Origin of the sequence: Sporolactobacillus sp. THM19-2 (assembly GCF_004153195.1) — a bacterium.
Taxonomy (GTDB): domain Bacteria; phylum Bacillota; class Bacilli; order Bacillales; family Sporolactobacillaceae; genus Sporolactobacillus.
This window is the reverse complement of the sequence record NZ_SEMC01000001.1, coordinates 48,526-65,385: the sequence shown is the minus strand read 5'-3', so window position 1 is coordinate 65,385 and position 16,860 is coordinate 48,526. Positions and strand designations below refer to the sequence as shown.

General features: G+C 48.9%; 12 protein-coding genes and 1 riboswitch. Of the genes, 2 read left to right on the top strand and 10 right to left on the bottom strand.

Translation table 11 applies throughout. From position 1 onward, the window contains the following. Nucleotides 1–116: 116 nt before the first annotated feature. From EWH91_RS00275 to EWH91_RS00255, 5 genes are all read right to left on the bottom strand, one after another. Entirely contained in the window at nucleotides 117–2,402 is a 2,286-nt protein-coding gene (locus EWH91_RS00275) for a transglutaminase TgpA family protein (RefSeq protein WP_129927983.1), read from the bottom strand. Beyond that, nucleotides 2,395–3,591 (bottom strand): DUF58 domain-containing protein, encoded by a 1,197-nt coding sequence (locus tag EWH91_RS00270; protein WP_129927982.1) that lies wholly within the window; start codon nucleotides 3,589–3,591, stop codon nucleotides 2,395–2,397. The genes EWH91_RS00275 and EWH91_RS00270 overlap by 8 nt, the downstream gene beginning before the upstream one ends. Then, nucleotides 3,588–4,553 (bottom strand): AAA family ATPase, encoded by a 966-nt coding sequence (locus tag EWH91_RS00265; RefSeq protein ID WP_129927981.1) that lies wholly within the window; start codon nucleotides 4,551–4,553, stop codon nucleotides 3,588–3,590. The genes EWH91_RS00270 and EWH91_RS00265 overlap by 4 nt, the downstream gene beginning before the upstream one ends. A 239-nt stretch (nucleotides 4,554–4,792) precedes the next feature. Further along, a complete protein-coding gene (locus EWH91_RS00260; RefSeq protein WP_240697224.1) occupies nucleotides 4,793–6,076 on the bottom strand; it encodes a protoglobin domain-containing protein in 1,284 nt (427 codons plus the stop codon). Nucleotides 6,077–6,220: 144 nt separating this feature from the next. Beyond that, on the bottom strand, nucleotides 6,221–8,083 hold the full coding sequence (locus EWH91_RS00255) for an EAL domain-containing protein (protein WP_129927979.1): 1,863 nt from the start codon (nucleotides 8,081–8,083) through the stop codon (nucleotides 6,221–6,223). 164 nt (nucleotides 8,084–8,247) lie between these two features. Next, a riboswitch (SAM riboswitch) is annotated at nucleotides 8,248–8,364 on the top strand. A 91-nt stretch (nucleotides 8,365–8,455) separates the two neighbouring features. On the opposite strand from EWH91_RS00255, the gene metE reads away from it, so the two are divergent. Together metE and EWH91_RS00245 are read left to right on the top strand one after the other, a co-directional pair. Further along, a complete protein-coding gene (gene metE, locus EWH91_RS00250; protein WP_129927978.1) occupies nucleotides 8,456–10,762 on the top strand; it encodes a 5-methyltetrahydropteroyltriglutamate--homocysteine S-methyltransferase in 2,307 nt (768 codons plus the stop codon). 223 nt (nucleotides 10,763–10,985) lie between these two features. Next, nucleotides 10,986–11,396, top strand: coding sequence for a DUF1259 domain-containing protein (locus EWH91_RS00245; protein ID WP_129927977.1), 411 nt, complete (start codon nucleotides 10,986–10,988; stop codon nucleotides 11,394–11,396). Between the two features lie 109 nt (nucleotides 11,397–11,505). On the opposite strand, the gene EWH91_RS00240 is transcribed toward EWH91_RS00245, so the two are convergent. The 5 genes from EWH91_RS00240 to EWH91_RS00220 all read right to left on the bottom strand — a co-directional run bounded on the left by EWH91_RS00240 (nucleotide 11,506) and on the right by EWH91_RS00220 (nucleotide 16,651). After that, complete coding sequence (locus EWH91_RS00240; protein ID WP_129927976.1) at nucleotides 11,506–11,745, bottom strand: RNA polymerase sigma factor; 240 nt, start codon at nucleotides 11,743–11,745, stop codon at nucleotides 11,506–11,508. A 23-nt stretch (nucleotides 11,746–11,768) separates the two neighbouring features. Continuing rightward, nucleotides 11,769–12,113, bottom strand: coding sequence for a hypothetical protein (locus tag EWH91_RS00235; protein ID WP_129927975.1), 345 nt, complete (start codon nucleotides 12,111–12,113; stop codon nucleotides 11,769–11,771). Between the two features lie 256 nt (nucleotides 12,114–12,369). Continuing rightward, nucleotides 12,370–13,947: a peptide chain release factor 3 gene (locus EWH91_RS00230; RefSeq protein WP_129927974.1), complete on the bottom strand. Its 1,578-nt coding sequence runs from the start codon at nucleotides 13,945–13,947 to the stop codon at nucleotides 12,370–12,372. Between the two features lie 157 nt (nucleotides 13,948–14,104). After that, nucleotides 14,105–15,847: a phospho-sugar mutase gene (locus tag EWH91_RS00225; protein WP_129927973.1), complete on the bottom strand. Its 1,743-nt coding sequence runs from the start codon at nucleotides 15,845–15,847 to the stop codon at nucleotides 14,105–14,107. 129 nt (nucleotides 15,848–15,976) lie between these two features. Then, nucleotides 15,977–16,651, bottom strand: a complete 675-nt coding sequence (locus tag EWH91_RS00220; RefSeq protein WP_129927972.1) for an HAD family hydrolase — start codon at nucleotides 16,649–16,651, stop codon at nucleotides 15,977–15,979. Nucleotides 16,652–16,860: the final 209 nt, after the last annotated feature.

The window sequence follows — 16,860 nt, the reverse complement described above, 5'->3', positions numbered from 1 at the left end:
TCATTCTATGAACGACCTGTAGCAGAATATACCGAACCCGGCGTCCACACTGAACGAGACCTGAAAGAAAAAGCCGCAGAATCAATTATTTTCTGCGGCAAGAATTATATTCTTATTTACGTTTTTTGCTTCAGGAGGAACAGCTTTCGAAGTACCCGGCGGAACAGGCGGCTGATCCGGGGCTGCTCGCCGGCAGGCAGATCGGCCCGTCCAGAGTAAATCAGTTGTTCATAATACCCGGCCAGCTGCTTCATGTCATGGCCGGAAAGGATCCGGTCAACCATGGTCGAAAACTCATAGACAGTCTGTGAATCTGCTCGGCGAAACCCCTTGATCCGAAGCAGCCGGGACAGATTTTCAAAAGCCTGACAGAATGTCGTTCCATCCCGGACAATCATCTTCTTCTGCTTCCGTAAATAGTAAGCCGCCATCCATTTTCTGCGTGTCAGAATCAGATAAACAAGCCCCGCCGCAAGCAGTATGCCACTGGCCGCAAGTGCAACCGGAAAGAATGGAAACCGGTTTTGATCCTCGCCTTTTACCTGCACATTCGCCCCGTCTTTTTTCTTCTGTTGCGGCGTGTTCTGCTGACTTTGCGCCGGCTTCTTTTGCTGCTGCGCCGGATTCTGCTGATTTTGCACCCCAGATGCGGACTCAGATTGTCCGTTCTCCTGAGCCTGCGTCCCGCTTCCTGTTGCAGAATGAACAAATTGATTCGGATTATTAAAAGACGGCGTTGCCTCAAAAGTGACCCAGCCGCTGCCCGGAAAGTAGACTTCGGCCCACGAGTGGGCATTGGCATTCGTTATTTCATAGGCAGAGGTCAGCTGTGACCTGCCTCCGATCATGGTCGCATTCTCCTGCCCGGTGTATTCACCCGTCGTGAACCCCTTGACCCAGCGTGCCGGAATGCCGGCTGAACGCAGAAGCACGACGAGAGAAGTTGAAAAATTGTCGCAATAGCCGATCTTGGATTCAAAAAGAAACTGGTCGACATAATCCTGATTCTGCGATGGCCGCGGCACACGATCGATGGAATACGTGAACCGGGAAGATCTGAGATAGTCGACAACATGGCGGACCTGATCATAGCGGTTAGATTCACCCGAGGTCAGCTTCGTCCCCAGTTCTCTCACGCGGGAAGGCAGACGTTCAGGCAGCTGGAGATAGGTCTTTCGGATATTTTCCGGATCCTGACTGCCTGCGGACTCAGCGGTCACCTGCCTGAGCCGGTCTATTCGAAATGTCGGTTCCAGATAGTTGATCTGCTCTGTACGCGCCCGTGTTTCCTCACTCGTCAGAATCTGCCCTGAAAGCGGAGCGAGCTTCAGCCTTCTGCCCGGTACCCGGATATCACTCAGCTGGCCGGTATAGGGCAGAACAGCAGGACTGTTACTGGAAAAGGTGATTCTGGCCGATTCCTTTGACGTTCCGGTATTTTCTTCAAAAAGAGTCATTGCATCGGATACATCTGAAAAATGAATCAGTGGAACATAATAGGGATGATTATCCGCCCAGCCTTTGCCGGTGTAGGTCTCTTTTGAAGACACACGCCAGTAATTTCCTGTTCCGGTCACATAGGCTGTGAAAAGCGGGGTATCATCCATAGAAAGTGATCCGCCGAGCGCCGTATCGTCCGCATCATATCCGATCCTCTGTCCATTTGAAAAAAAGGCGCCGTTCTGGTTCATATTGCCGAATCCGATGTTCTGAAGATATCGGGCGGGGCCGTTCCACTGAGCCTCGGCTTTTGGCGCAAGTATCCCAAGCAGGAGGACCCCTGCCGCAGCAGCTGAAACCGTCATAACCCATGCTTTGAAAGAGGCTTTCGATCCCGTCCCGCTGCTTTTCAGTTCAACCCATTTGCTGATACCCAGAATGACCAGACCCAGGGCTGTGACAAGGATCATGTCCAGGGTCGCATCATAGAACGTAAACGTATCGACAACAGAAAGTGCAACAGCAGCCAGAAAGAGGAACAGAAAGATATGTCCGTTTCTCAGCCAGTACCGGACCGTAAAGCAGATCAGCCAGACCATGACAAAGAATAAGAACGCACTAAACAAATCGGACAAAATGAACAGCTGACCATTCCAGACCAGGGCCGCATTATGAACAATATCTCCTGCGGCGTCACGGATCCAGCTTAAAGCAAAAAGCGGTGTAGCATTGAAGAAATAAAAATGAACGCTGAAAAAAATCATACCCGCGCCGGCTGCCAGATAGATCCAGCCGGGAAGGCGAAAATAGAGAAGGAGCATCAGGCCCGCAATAAAAGTAAAAAGCAGCGTCTCCGACCGGAGAATCGTCAGGACAGTCACTGGCTTCACACACAGCCAGAGAATGACTGCAGCCAGTATATATATCACAGTCTGAGACCATTTTTTTGACGAATCAGCCATTTTTATCCCTCGCTTGAATCAGACTGTCAAAATGATCATGTGCCACAACAAAAAGAGAAAGATAAGGGGAAGCAAACCGGCCAATATCAGCGTCTCCCGGCCGATCGGTGACAAGAAAAAGGGTCTGACGCTGTTTTTTTGCCCGGGCAAACTCAATAAGGGCAGCCGCCAGGGCCGGATCCGTACTGACTGCAAAACCGGCAACTTTGCTATTCACGGCAAGCTGTACATCTTCTGTTCGCAGAGCATCCTGCCGGGTCAGACCGGCGAGCAGTCTCCCTGCTTCCTGCATCCCCTTTTTTACATCACCCCGTAAATAGGCCGGTGCCTGACGATTACTGCAGGCCAGCCGCACGGTGTATCCTGCCGACAGCAGCATTTTCACAAACGATGCAGTGAAAGAAATGCTGCGTTCAAACACCGGACCGGAATCATGGTCTTTGACCACAAGAACGATGGAGGCGTGCCGTTCCAGATCGCGATCAAATTGCTTACTTACCAGCCGACCGCTGCGCGCGGTTGATTTCCAGTCAAGCCAGGATATCCTGTCATTGGGCTGATAGGCCCTTATGCCACTGAATTGGGACAGATCGATGTCCTGTGAGGTAAACCTGGGGTCAACGTTTCCCATCCTTCGGTCATTCAGCCGGATCTGACTGATTTTTGGAAAAACAAGAACAGACTGAGGACAGGGCAGAATCAGTTTCCGTTTAAAAAAGCCAAGGGGATCTTCAATATTCACCTGCACAGTAGAAAACCGGTGCTCTCCGCGTCTGATCTCAGGAATGGCATAGTGAACGGTCACGCTTTTCCCGGACCAGAACGACGCGCCGGTGTGAACCTTTGCCGACCCGCTTTCCTCTGAATCATCAGGCCCGTCCGTAACAGACAGCAGGATAAAGGGAAAAGCATGTGTTCTGCTTAGAATCAGATTGATCTTCAGCGTGTCACCGGCATGCAGCTGCTGATTTTGAAAAGTTCTCACCGGATGGATCAACTGACGTGGATAGAACATCAGTAATGTGATATACAGAGCGATGGGTAAAAACACATAAAAGAGAAACCAGCTGATAAAGCTCCCCTGAGCCAGGGCAAAAGCAAACATCAGACCGAGGACGAAAAGCACGGTACCATAATGTAACCATGCGCTGTGCGTTAAACGGTGAAAGAACATGTGAAGAGGCGTCATTTAACCGATTCCTTATCTCGCACCGGTACTTTCACATGATCCAGGATCTCGTGCATGACCGTCTCTGCCGTCAGACTGGAATAAGCCGCTTCCGGTTTCATCACCAGCCGGTGACTGAGTACATAAGGGGCGACTGCTTTGACATCATCCGGAACGACAAAATCACGCTGCTCGATAAAAGCACGGGCACGGATGGCGCTGATCATACTGAGCGTCCCCCGCGGACTCACGCCAAGATAAATCATGGGATGATTTCTCGTCGCCGTAATAATATCCAGCAGATAATTTTTAATCCCGTCCGAGACATAAACCTGCTGCGCTTCACGGCGCATCTCCAGAATATCTTCTACTGAAAGAACGGGACGGAGATCCTCAAGCGGATCCTTCCCCGACATCCGGTTGAGAAGTTCAAGTTCATTCTCTCTCGATGGATAACCAAGAGAGAGTTTAAGCAGGAAACGGTCAAGCTGTGCTTCCGGAAGAGAATAGGTGCCCTCATATTCAATCGGATTTTGCGTCGCCATAACAAAAAACAGCTCAGGCAACTGGCGAGTCACACCGTCTACTGTGATCCGGCCTTCCGCCATTCCTTCAAGCAGTGCTGACTGGGTTTTCGGGGACGTCCGGTTAATTTCGTCTGCAAGGATGATGTTGCCCATCAGCGGACCCGGACGAAATTCGAATTCACCGCTTTTCTGATTATATATGGAAAGTCCCGTGATATCTGAAGGAAGGAGATCAGGGGTAAACTGAATTCTCTTGAACTTCGCTCCGATTGAGCGGGCCATGGCACGGACCAGCCTGGTTTTCCCGACACCGGGAATATCTTCGATCAGAACATGTCCGCCCGCAAGCATCGCCAGAGTAATCAGTTTCACTGCCGTATGTTTCCCGATCACAACCGTCTCGACATTTTTTATCATTTCTGAAATCAGATCATGTGCATCAGAATTTTGGTTCATGGCGTTTCCCCGTTTCTCGATATGTTCTGACTATTTCAACCAATAAATTAATTGTACAAAATTACCGTATCCATTTCCAACAATCGGTTTTCCCGTCATGATGTTGTCACTTTTTATGACAAAAAGAGTAAAAAAAAGATCATGAAACCTTTCGCATGATCTCCCTGTTTTCGGTCTGATTTTGATTGTATAAAACAGTCAGGAGGTCAGGGAATCGCCCCGAACTTCGGAGTGACCCGTCACAGCTTCTGCATCAGCTGATTCGCCGACTGGTTCAACGATGCCGATCGGCCGGCCAGCTGCTCTGCCAGATGAACGAGTTCATCAACATGCTTACCGATGCCTTCAGACAGGAGGCTGGTGGTATCAACAAACTGGATCATGTCCTGAAGCTTCTGCCTGGTTTCTCCGGATTGTTTCATGCCGTTCTCGATGGTGAGGGTCGTTTGCTTCAGGGAACGGATGACCCGTTCAGTAACATGGGTTGAGTGCTCCGTTCTATCCGATATGTCGATCATCGCCTGATGGGTTTCCTCAGCGACATTTTTCACTTCATCCGCTATGACGTGGAATCCCTTGCCCTTTTCTCCTGCTCTTGCGGCTTCAATCGCCGAATTCAGGGCCAGAATGTGGGTCTGTTCCGAGATGTTTTTAACAAGCAGCGAAACCCGGCTGATTTCCTGGCCGGACGTTTCGAGTACATGCACCATATTTCCCAGATTTCTCACAGACTCACCGGCCTTTCCGACCTGTTTAAAGAGATGCTCCAGCCGGTTCCTGCCGTCAGATGCTTTCAGCCGGGCACGGCGGCCCTCCTGAATACTCTTGAGGACGGATTTTCTGACCGACTGAAAATGATCCTGCAGATTTTTTACTGTTTCCAGAGTATTGCCGGACAGCTTATTCAAATCACTGCTGACACCTGTAATAGCTGCTTTGAGATCGTCTTTTCCCACTTCGTATTCCTGTCTGAGCTGTTGTTCGTATTCCCTGTCATAAGCTTCAAGGACGAGCTGCTGTTCAAAACTGATCATTTTATTGAGTGCATGGATCATGCGCCGGGTAGCAGATGGATCCTTTGTGATCGTATAAATCAGATCGGTCAGACTTCTCTGCAGATTCTGGAACGTCCCCATATAATAAGCGGGTTTCAGACCAATCCGATAGTGGATCTGCCCGACCTGATACCGGCGTTCAATAAAGGCATCATCGATCGTTCCTGAGAAAAACTCCATCACATGAACGGACAGGGTCTGACTCAAGTGCTCAATCGAACTGTATCGATCAATAATCTGTTTTAACGGTTCAATATGATAGAAGCTGGCATAAAAGTTTCGCGCCATCTCTTTAATGTCCTTCTCAGCAAAAGGACGGATTGCTTTCAGAAACTGCAGGTCCTCAGCCGTCATATCCAGCATATTCAGCTTATCACGTACCGATTGATCCTGCACCTGGATCCTGACGCTTTCCTTTTTGGCTTCACTCCGCCAGTCGCTTTCAATCTGTCTTTTTCGAAAACGCATTTCTCTCAACATCTCTCCTTCTTCACTCTTGCAGAGCATAATAGCAGTTAATTACAGTCTATCCCGTTATCTGCTTTTATCGGGGAGTCAGAAAGCGTTTTTCCTGTGACAGAAGTGCGACAATTTCCGGTGTTCCGATATTGTTTATGAAATCTCACCGCCACCGGTCATCATATAGCGCTGGAAATCTCCGCATGAAAGCGGCCGGCTGTAATAAAAACCCTGGATCGCACGGCAGCGGCACTGCTCGACGGCATGGAGCTGTTCTTCATTTTCGATACCCTCAGCAATGACTTCAATTAAGAGATGTTCCGCCAGATCAACAATGGCAGCCACAATCGCTTTATCCCGCTTATTTTGCGCGATGTCCGTCACAAATGAACGATCAATCTTAATACGATCGACCGGCAGATGCTTCAGATAGCTGAGTGAACTGTAACCTGTCCCGAAGTCATCCACACTGACTTTAATCCCCATATCTTTGATTTCACGAAGCATCCGGGCTGAATGTCTGAAATCCTCCGCCATCATGGATTCGGTTATTTCGAGGATCAGATACTGAGGGTCCAGTCCGTTTGCCTGAAGCACGTGCCGGATGTATTCAGGAAGCTGGTCATCATGGAACTGGCTGAAAGAGAGATTGACCGAGACAGGGATTTTGCAACTGCCGGCATCCTGCCAGGCTTTCATCTGTCTGCAGGCTTCCTGAATGACCCAGTTCCCTATTTCACGGATCTGCCCGGTCTCTTCTGCGACGGGAATAAACCCGTTCGGAGAAACGAGTCCGCATTGAGGATGGCTCCATCGGATCAGGGCTTCTGTTCCAATGATTTTCCGATCCCCTGATCGGATCTGGGGCTGATAATAGAGAAGAAACTGATTTTTATGTAACGCGCTGTGCAGATCATTTTCGATCCCCGCCTTCTGAAGCTGACGGTTATGCAGTTCATTATTGTAAAAGAAAAAGCCGGTTTTCCCCTGTTTTGCTTCTCTCAGTGCGGCTTCCGCACTCGTTCGAAGATGCAAATCATTTTCTCCGTCTCGCGGGTAGCAGGCAATGCCGACACTGACGGTAGCGAAGATTTCCCGCCCTTTTATCATATATGCCTGACCGGAAATGGCGACCATCCGGGAGGCCAGTGAAGCCAGCGTTTCACGGCTGAGATCATCGCGCAAGAGTACGCAAAACTCATCACTGTTGATCCGGAACAGCTTCGTGTCATAGGACTTAATGGCCTGCTGCAGACGCCGGGCAGCTGTCTGAAGAAAGAGATCGCCGCAATGACGGCCGTATACTTCATTCACCATCTTGAATCGATCAATATTGATGGTAAACAGGGCGCACGTCCTGCTGTTTCTGCGCGCCGAATCAAGGGTCATACGGATGGCCTCATCTGCACTTCTGCGGTTTGGAAGACCGGTCAGTGTATCATGATAGGCCTTATAGCGCATGGCTTTTTCTTTCTGATTCTCCGCTTCTCTTACGCACGCCTGATAGGCTTCAATGACCAGCTGCTGTTCAAAACTCATCATTTTATCCATAGAAGTTAAAATCTGTGTCAGCTGAAACACGGTTTTCCATTTTCGGAAGGCAGCCTCTGCCGTCAGATGTCTCAGGTGAGAGAGACAGGCAAGATAGTAAGAGGAAGTCATTTTATGAGTAAAAAGGATAGACGCTTTCCTTCTGCATATTTGCACAACCGATCGATCAATCTGCCCGCTGAAAATGAAGACCAGCTGGTCATAGAATAATTGTTTCAGGATTTTTGATGCACCGGGATCCTCCCGACTCTTAAGTTCCGGAAACGCCTCAATCATCCTCATGAAGTCATCCATTATTTGCCCGAAACATACCTTCATTCCCGGCTGTGCCCATTTCAGTATTCTAAGATCAAGAGCAGTCAGCCCGATCAATTTTATCTGTACTTGTAACCGTTCATCATCAGTATCGATGTGTACGTCCACTTTTTTCAGTTCACTTTTCCATCTTTCCATTGCCTTCTTCATGCTGCCACCTGCTTGTCTGTCGTCATGGATTGACTGTGGTTAAACACACACACATTTTTATTATCGTCGCCTGAGAATCAATTGTTTACATCTGTGGTAAATTCATTTCCGGCATTGACGGATACCCGGTTTCATGCTAAAATTTCTGTAAACTTAAAATGTAACTCTTATTTAGAGCGGCGGAGGGACTGGCCCAGTGAAGCCCGGCAACCTTTCAATCTTTTATGAAAAAGGTGCCAATTCCAGCAAAACTTCGAACAGGAAGTTTTGAGAAATAAGAGGGTGCTGATGAACGTTTAAGCCTCTCTGGTTCAGAGAGGCTTTTAATTTTGCACCTTTAGAGAAAAAACGAAGAAACGGGAGGATGAGAGCATGGGAGATGTATTGAGTGCCAATCTCGGTTATCCGAGAATCGGAGAAAAAAGGGAATGGAAAAAAGCTCTGGAACGGTTCTGGTCAAAAAAGATCTCCAAAGGTGAGTTTCTGGAAACAACGAAAAAGCTGCGTCTGCATAACCTGAAGAAGCAGAAAGAAATCGGTGTGGATCTGATTCCGGTCGGAGACTTCAGCTTCTATGACCACGTTCTGGATACCGCAGTCTTATTCGGTTTGATTCCTGAGCGGTTCAACACGGGAGAAAAGCAGGTTTCCCTTGAGACTTACTTTTCAATCGCACGCGGCACCAAAGATGCGGAAGCTTCAGAAATGACCAAATGGTTTGACACCAACTATCACTATATTGTACCGGAAATCAGTAATGAGACGAAGCCGTTTATTACCGAAAATCGCCTGCTCCATTTGTTCAACGAAGCAAAAGAAGAACTCGGTATCACAGCCAAACCTGTTCTTGTCGGACCGGTGACCCTGCTTAAACTTTCCAAGGGGTACGACAGGGATCACTTTCAGACGCTCCTGGATGCACTGATTCCGCTGTACATCCAGGTCCTGAATGAATTACGGGCTGCCGGAGCGGAATGGGTGCAGCTGGATGAACCGATTCTTGTAAAAACGCTGCCGGAAGAGGACGTGTCCGTCTTCCAGGACGTCTATCAGAGGATTAAAGCGGGCACACCGGGTCTGTCGATCCTGCTTCAGACGTATTTTGAAGCAGTTGACGCCTATCAGACCGTTGTCAACCTGCCAGTTGACGGCATCGGACTGGACTTCATCTACGGAAAAGAAGCCAATCTGCAAGCAGTAAAGACGTTTGGATTCCCGCAGGACAAAGTGCTGGCCGCCGGTGTCATTGACGGACGCAATGTCTGGAAAGCAGATCTGCAGGCGACCTTCAGTGAACTGAAGAGCCTGCTCGATGCGGTCGGAGGAAAGGACAAACTCTGGGTCACTCCATCGTGCAGCCTGCTTCATGTTCCCGTAACCGTCAAAAACGAAAGGGAACTGGATCCTGTATTGAAAGGTGCCCTGTCCTTCGCCGATGAAAAGCTTGACGAGGTCGTTGTGCTGGCTCATGCGCTGAACGAGGGCGCATCTTCTGCCGCCGCCGCTTTCCGGCAGAACAATGAAGAACTCTCTGCTCTGAAAACTTCCGTGCACCGCAACAATAAAGAGGTGCAGAAGGAACTGAGTCATCTCGACCAGGAACTGCCGGCACGTCCCGGTTCCTGGAAACTGCGGCAGGCTATTCAGGCGGATGCTTTTAAGCTTCCTCCCCTGCCTTCCACAACCATCGGCAGTTTTCCGCAGACTAAAGAAGTTCGCCTCGCGCGTCGCAGACTGCGCCGGGGCGAATGGTCGCAGGATCAATATGACCGGTTTATTAAAGATGAAATAGCGAAATGGATCGACATTCAGGAAGATATCGGCATTGATGTACTCGTTCATGGCGAATTTGAACGTAATGACATGGTCGAATATTTTGGCGAAAAGCTGGCCGGATTTGCCTTTACCCGTTTCGGTTGGGTACAGTCTTATGGTTCGCGCTGCGTCAAGCCGCCGCTGATTTTCGGCGATGTCGCCTGGCGGGGGCCAATGACGGTCAGGGAAAGTGCCTATGCCCAGTCGCTGACAAAAAAGCCGGTTAAGGGCATGCTCACCGGTCCGGTTACAATTTACAACTGGTCCTTCGTTCGAAATGACATCAGTCAGGCGACTGTATTTAATCAGATCGCACTTGCACTGAAAAAAGAAGTACACGCCCTGGAAGAGGCAGATATCCGGATGATTCAGGTCGACGAGCCAGCGCTTCGCGAAGGGCTGCCCCTGAAGGAAGAAAAGAAGGCAGGGTACCTGCATGATGCCGTATATGCATTCCGGCTCGCCACGTCATTCGTTAATAATGATACACAGATCCATACCCATATGTGTTACTCGGAATTCGATGAAATCATCGGTGCCATTGATGCACTCGATACCGATGTGATTTCAATCGAAGCGGCCCGCAGCCATGGGGAAATCATCTCCACTTTTGAAGACTTTGAATATAAAAAAGGCATCGGACTTGGCGTTTACGACATCCACAGTCCGCGTATTCCGAGCGTTGAGGAAATGAAGTCCTACGCCGAACGTGCGCTGAAGGTGCTCAATCCGAAAATCGTCTGGATCAACCCGGACTGCGGTCTGAAAACGCGCAAACCGGAAGAAGCGATTCCGGCTCTCAGAAACATGGTTGAAGCTGCCCGTGAAGTGCGTGCGGAACTCGAAAATACAGTTGGAAAATAAGGATCAAAATGCGAAAGCCGCCGTGATGGCGGCTTTTTTTTGCTTAAGTATAAACATTTCAGCAGAAGTGCATCAAAAAACGCTGCCAGGGATAAGGGAGCCTGAGCAGGGTCTGTCATAAGTCTCAGACACTCACCCTTTTATAACATAACACTGATTTGCCCGGACGGGTTGTCTTCCATTCACATACCATACACTATCAAAATGAATTGGAGATGTGTATATGTCATCAACCTCATCAACCTGTCAAAAACTTGCAGATATTATTGGCGGAGTAGTGATTACGTCTACTCCAGCCTGTGTGGTTCAACGGCTCAGAAATATAAATGCGACCATTCTGAACCGCCGAACCCGTTCACCTCTGGCACTCCCTTTTGCCCTCTCGTTTGAAAACAGTAAAAGAGGGGAAACCCTTAACTTAGGTGAATCGGTTATTCTTCAACAGGAAATCAATCCGTTTCTGACTGCATTAAGAAAAAGAGGTCTGATCGTAACAGCTGTTCATAATCACTGGCTGTTTGATGAACCGCGGTTAATGTACATGCACTGGGAAAATATAGGGGATCCATTCCAGTTTGCCAGAAATAGTTTTGAAGCCGCAGTAGAAGCCGGCCTCTTTAAAAAATCTCGATGACTCACTCAGGGTAATATGTACTGACCTTCATGATGCATTTCTTTTTCCTTCTCCGTGATGGAGAAGGTTTTTGTCTACATGCAATAGCCTCATGTTTCACATCTGCCGGTCACCCGTGCCATTTGATCCATGAGGCCGGGTACCGTTCCGGAGGCGATCCATTGAATGAACCGTCTGATCTGTTTACCATCCTTTCCGTTCTCCTTCCGATATCCTCCGCTGTCTCGCGATCAAAAATCAGCTTCAGGAGATAGTGAAACAGAAAGGCATAGTACCTGCGAAAAAGTTGTGCAAAGGCTTGTCTGTTCTTTTTCTGTGCGAGGCTGATCAGCTCCAAATCAGACATCATAACAGGACCGAATCCTCTCCTTATTACTCCAGATGATCATACAGGCGCACGCCCCGGGTACGCAGCAGTAAAACCGCAATCAGATTCGCAGCAACAAGCACCATAACAAGAATCCATACAAAAGGCCGGAAATCAGGCCGCATCAGAAAATAGGCGGCGACAGGTATGAGGATCATGATGAAGCCCAGCATAGCCGTAAGGGAAGGAAAGAGAATGGAGCATATTGTCCCTGTCAGCCGGGCAACCACCTCCACCTGATCTGAAGACTCTGTCATCCCCCCGGAGAGGAGAAGAGGAGTCAGACAGACGAATAAGAGATTCAGGATCGTTACCCCAATCATCACATACTGAGCAGAACGTAATCTCACGGACAAAAGACCTGTCGTCGTTCCGGCTGATAAAAAATTTGATTGACGGATAAAACTTGGATATAGGCTGATAAATCCCCAGATTGGCTGATAAACCTCCAAATCGGCTGATATATCTCTCAATCAGGCTGATTCCTTCAATTTTTACGCTCTTTCGAATATTCCACTTTATTTGTCCATAACCGGCACGGCCTACAAAAATGCCTTTCTCATACTGTTTTCCGCTTTGTAAAAAAAAAGGCGGAAATCCGCCCTTTTACATATTATGACTCGAATCCCTCAGTTCAACGTCCGGATGTTTCTGCCTGAACCAGCGCAGCGTGAAGTCATTTTCAAAAATGATGACCGGCCGCCCCTTATAGTCCGTAACAACCAGGTTATTCGAATTGCGGCGGAGCGCTTCTGCGTCGTCGCGGTTTACAATCCACTTTGCCACCTGATGCGGCATGCGCTCAATATCGAGAGTCACACCGTATTCCGCCTGCATCCGATAGACAAACACATCAAACTGCAGCGTGCCGACGACGCCGAGGATCGTTTCTTCAAAGGGCGTCTTGTACACCTGGATTGCCCCTTCCTGAGCAAGCTGACTGACGCCTTTAAGGAAATGTTTCTGCTTCATTGCATTCTTCGCCCGAACTTTGGCGAAATGCTCCGGAGGGAACTGCGGCAGTGCGCCGAAATTGAATGTCTCTTTACTGCTGCAGACGGCATCACCGATCTGATAAAAGCCGGTATCATACAACCCGACAATGTCGCCCGGCCAGGCTTCGTCGATCAGCTCACGGCTGTCGGCGAAAAACTGCTGAGGCTGAGCAAGTTTCAACTGCTTCCCCGTCCGGTCGAGATACACCGTCATGCCTTTTTCAAACTTTCCCGAACAGATTCTGAGAAAGGCAATACGGTCACGGTGAGCGGGATTCATGTTCGCCTGAATCTTGAAAATAAAGCCTGAAAAACACGCGTCATCCGGCTGAATGAGTCCTCCGCTCGATTGACGTGGCTGTGGATCCGGTGCCATCTTCAGATAATGCTCAAGGAAAGTCGGCACACCAAAGCTGGAAATCGCGCTGCCGAAAAAGACAGGCGTCTGCTTACCGGTTTTGACCGCTTCATAATCATACGTGCTGCCCGCTTCGTCCAGCAGCATCAGATTCTCTTCCAGCTGACTGAGCGTATAGTCATCAATCGTATCTTTCAGAATATCGGTCAGCTCATCTACTTCACCGAGTTGCTGGACCTGGCGTTCGCGTTTATCGTTATACCACTCAATTTTATGTTCACGCCGGTCGTAGACGCCGCGGAACGATTGCCCCATACCGATCGGATAGTTGATCGGATAAGATTCAATGCCAAGTACACTTTCTATTTCTTCAAAAAGTTCAAGCGGATCTTTCCCCTGGCGGTCGAGTTTATTGATAAAAGTAAAAATAGGAATACCCCGGTCACGGCATACCTTAAACAATTTGATCGTCTGCGGTTCGACACCCTTTGCCGCATCAATGATCATCACCACACTGTCAACGGCCATCAAGGTCCGGTAGGTGTCTTCACTGAAATCCTGATGACCGGGTGTATCCAGAATATTAATCTTATAGCCGTCATATTCAAATTGCATCACACTTGATGTCACTGAAATCCCTCTCTTTTTTTCCAGTTCCATCCAGTCTGATGTTGCGAATTTCTCCGCTTTGCGCGACTTGACTGACCCTGCGGTCCGGATCGCTCCACCCAGAAGCAGCAGTTTCTCGGTCAGTGTTGTTTTACCCGCATCCGGGTGCGAGATAATGGCGAACGTGCGCCGCCTCCTGATTTCCTGCTCTATTGCTGTCATAAATTCCTCCTGAATCCATAAGACCTTCTGAACAGTACCCATGAAAAAGGCACCCGCTGCCCGGGGCCGGGCAAGGTGACATCCTGACCGACATCAGGCTCTTTTTCTTTCGCGAATGCCTTTCTTTTATGCAAAGTATATCCGTAAAACTGACCTGTCACTTATTGACCAGGCCGTGCACGCGATTCATCACATCATTCTTCAGTGCAGTGAATCTCCGGTCACGGTCTTCTGCATCCGTGCCCCGGACACCAAAGTAGAACTTGATTTTGGGTTCAGTGCCTGACGGACGCAGGCAGAACCATGAGTCGTCCTTCAGTTTGTACTTCAGGACATTGGATACAGGCAGCGTGATCGCTGTTTTTGATCCGGTTTTCGCATCGGTCCTGACGGATGTTTTGTAGTCTTCAATTACACTGACAGAAGCCCCTGCCGCTTCAACCGGCGGGTGGTTTCTGAAATCATCCATAATGGCATTGATTTCTTCTTTGCCCTGGATCCCCTTCAGGGTCAGTGATTCCAGTCCTTCTTTAAAATAGCCGTACTTTTGGTAGATTTCCTGAAGCACATCATAAATCGACTTGCCCTTTGATTTGTAGTATGCAGCTGCTTCGGCCGCGAATAAGGCAGCCTGCACGGCATCCTTATCCCGGACAAACGAACCGATCAGGCAGCCGTAACTTTCTTCATAACCAAAGAGGAACGTATGGGCCCCGCTGACTTCATACTGATGAATTTTTTCACCGATGAACTTGAATCCGGTCAGCGTATCGACCGTCGGGATGCCAAATGCGGCAGCAATCGTCCGCCCGATTTCCGAGGTCACGATCGTTTTAACGACGATTCCGTTTTTCGGAAGTGTCCCTTTTTCTTTCCGCTGAGTCAGTAAATAATTCAGAAGAACCGCACCGGTCTGATTACCGGTCAGGACGACATATTCACCCGCATCATTCTTTACGACGACACCGAGACGGTCGGAATCCGGATCCGTACCGAGCAGAATATCCGCATCCAGTTTCTTTCCGTAGGCCCTGGCGATTTTAAAAGCCGCATGCTCCTCCGGATTCGGTGACTTGACGGTTGAGAATTCAGGATCCGGTTCAGCCTGTTCCCTGACGACCGTGAAATTGGTGAATCCCCAGTTTTTCAGACCGTTCACAACGGGATGATAACTGGATCCGTGCAGTGGTGTGAAGACAATTTTAAGATCCGAACCAACTTTTTTAATGATGTCCGGATTAAGAGACAGAGTCTTCAGATGATCCTGGTAGGCCGTGTCAACTTCATCACCAAGGACCTTGAGCAAACCTTTTTTCTTCAGTTCCTGCTCGTCTCCAACTTTAACCGTCAACTCATCCTCAACAGAAGACACAAACTTAATGACTTCGTCCGCTTCTTTTGGCGGAAGCTGACCCCCGAATTCATCGTAAACCTTGTAGCCATTGTATTGCGGCGGATTATGGCTCGCGGTGATCACAATCCCGGAATACGTATGGAGATAGCGCACGGCAAATGAAAGAACTGGCGTCGGCCTAAGGGCATCGAAAATGTAGGTTTTGATGCCATGTGCACCCAGCGTCTTCGCTGCTTCAAGCGTAAATTCCGCAGAAAAATGACGCGGATCATGGGCAATGACCACCCCTCTTTTCACGGCGTCCTCGCCGGCGTTCATGATAAATCTGGCAAGACCTTCCGTCGCTTTACGTACTGTGTACAGATTCAGCCGGTTCGTGCCGGGACCGATTTCCCCGCGCATGCCACCGGTTCCAAATTCCAGATTCTTGTAAAAGCAATCCTCCAGCTTTTCCGGATCGTCTGCGATCGCTTCCAGACGCTTTCTCAGATCAGGATCCAGGTGCTTATCAGCATGCCATTTCTCATAAACCTTTTTCCAGTCCATCCTGTTCACCTCATCTACTATCTTCCTGTTCATGGACACATCTGTCTCTATTATATATCAAATATAGATCAAACTCTGCGGTCATTCGCCATTTTTCTGAAAAAAGGTGAAATCCCGGCAGGCAGGGCCTCACTTCTCCAGTTCCTGATCAGGAGTGAAATAATGGATCAGTTTCTCAATTGAGACATCCTGAAGCGATTTAAAACAGCCGTCCACATGGCCGAACGGCATTTGTTTCGTTACGGCGTTCGGGACAACAATGCAGTACATGCCCGCTTTCTTGGCCGCGAGGGAGCCATTAAAGGAATCCTCTATCGCAATTGCTTCTTTCGGCGCCACCTGCAGGCTCTCAAGTGAGCGGATATAAAGTTCCGGATCCGGTTTCACACTGACGACATCATCCCATGATTTAATCGTGCTGAAATAATCTGTCAGTCCGAGCCGCTTCAGATGACGGCGCGGCCAGTCACCGCGCGAACTGGTGGCAAGTCCCACTTTCAGCCCGAGCTGCTCCGCCTGCTGAAGAATTGACCGGACCCCTGGAAGAACTTCCTCCTGATCCACCATTTTATTGAATAATTGATTCCTCCGGGCGTAAAAATCTTTACGATCAATCGTCTTATGACATTGGTGCTGAAGATAATTCAGTGAATCAAATCCGTCCTGTGTGCCGATTGACTGGCTCCAGAGGCTGAGTGGAAGATCCACATTATATTGGGCAAACATGTTTTGCATGACCAGGTACATAATGCGTTCACTGTCTAAGATGACTCCGTCAAAATCAAACACGATGGCTTTGATCATACATTTCAACCTTTCATTTTTTTCTACAGCTTATTGTACCATGACTGACAGGTTGTGAAAGAAAAGACGCAAATTCTTCGCAAAAGCGCATGTTCTCCGACATCTTACACGAACAGGCCAGGCGAGGGTTAACGGTCCGCAGAAGCCCGGTGGGTTCAACAAACAATCAGTGAGGGCGCAGGCTAAATACGCCGCATCCTGCCAAACGC

Bases quoted from the DNA above. Each gene is read 5' to 3' on its own strand.
- EWH91_RS00275 (WP_129927983.1), bottom strand. From the start codon at position 2,402: ATGGCTGATTCGTCAAAAAAATGGTCTCAGACTGTGATATATATACTG.
- EWH91_RS00270 (WP_129927982.1), bottom strand. From the start codon at position 3,591: ATGACGCCTCTTCACATGTTCTTTCACCGTTTAACGCACAGCGCATGG.
- EWH91_RS00265 (WP_129927981.1), bottom strand. From the start codon at position 4,553: ATGAACCAAAATTCTGATGCACATGATCTGATTTCAGAAATGATAAAA.
- EWH91_RS00260 (WP_240697224.1), bottom strand. From the start codon at position 6,076: ATGCGTTTTCGAAAAAGACAGATTGAAAGCGACTGGCGGAGTGAAGCC.
- EWH91_RS00255 (WP_129927979.1), bottom strand. From the start codon at position 8,083: ATGAAGAAGGCAATGGAAAGATGGAAAAGTGAACTGAAAAAAGTGGAC.
- metE (WP_129927978.1), top strand. From the start codon at position 8,456: ATGGGAGATGTATTGAGTGCCAATCTCGGTTATCCGAGAATCGGAGAA.
- EWH91_RS00245 (WP_129927977.1), top strand. From the start codon at position 10,986: ATGTCATCAACCTCATCAACCTGTCAAAAACTTGCAGATATTATTGGC.
- EWH91_RS00240 (WP_129927976.1), bottom strand. From the start codon at position 11,745: ATGATGTCTGATTTGGAGCTGATCAGCCTCGCACAGAAAAAGAACAGA.
- EWH91_RS00230 (WP_129927974.1), bottom strand. From the start codon at position 13,947: ATGACAGCAATAGAGCAGGAAATCAGGAGGCGGCGCACGTTCGCCATT.
- EWH91_RS00225 (WP_129927973.1), bottom strand. From the start codon at position 15,847: ATGGACTGGAAAAAGGTTTATGAGAAATGGCATGCTGATAAGCACCTG.
- EWH91_RS00220 (WP_129927972.1), bottom strand. From the start codon at position 16,651: ATGATCAAAGCCATCGTGTTTGATTTTGACGGAGTCATCTTAGACAGT.